Source organism: Pseudoalteromonas sp. Z1A6 (assembly GCF_011378745.1).
GTDB classification, from domain to species: domain Bacteria; phylum Pseudomonadota; class Gammaproteobacteria; order Enterobacterales; family Alteromonadaceae; genus Pseudoalteromonas; species Pseudoalteromonas arctica.
In genome coordinates this window covers 1-594 of sequence record NZ_WTKW01000700.1, presented here as the reverse complement: position 1 = coordinate 594, position 594 = coordinate 1, and the positions used below count along the sequence as shown (strand labels likewise).

The following is a 594-nucleotide window of genomic DNA, read 5'->3' as shown; positions in this document are numbered from 1 at the left end:
GCAGTTATTTTCATGCGTGTAATTTAGGTTTAATAGGGCTAATTACTCATTTAACGGATGAAATAAAGTGACCCAGCAATAAAAGATAAATTCTGAACCGGAATGGCAAATTTAGTGGCGCAGTTTTGTTTGTTCAATTAGGATGGCTGTCTAGTTTGTATTTTCGTTATATATCAAGGGAGCTTTAAATTGGAATTTGAAATTTGGTACTTAGTCGCAGGTATTGCGATTCTACTCAATATTATTGTTTCAATATTTCTGGTGCGTCGTGATGATTTGGAAACCTTTCAAAAAGGTGCGCAAATATTTATTGTATGGCTGATACCATTTGTTGGGGCGCTAGCTTTATGGATCTTTTATCGGAGTCAAGATGATCCGTTTACTAAGAGTAAAGGTCCAAATATTAGGTCATCACATGATTATACAACTGGTGGTGATTAATAATTAGTATGACACCCATACTAATAAAGATAAACATGACACCCATCCTAAATTTTATGAAAAACACTAATAGATTGAACCAAAATAGGAACTCAGCTATGGTCTATTTATCAATAAAAATAAATAAAAAAACGAGTTAATCTACAGGCTCGT

Annotated in this window: 1 protein-coding gene; it reads left to right on the top strand. The window is 33.3% G+C overall.

Features of this window, described 5'->3' with window-relative positions; all coding sequences use genetic code 11:
* The first annotated feature begins 189 nt into the window (after positions 1 to 189).
* The gene (locus GQR46_RS20410; RefSeq protein ID WP_165728597.1) at positions 190 to 441 is read left to right on the top strand and encodes a hypothetical protein; all 252 of its coding nucleotides are present in this window, start codon (positions 190 to 192) and stop codon (positions 439 to 441) included.
* Positions 442 to 594: the final 153 nt, after the last annotated feature.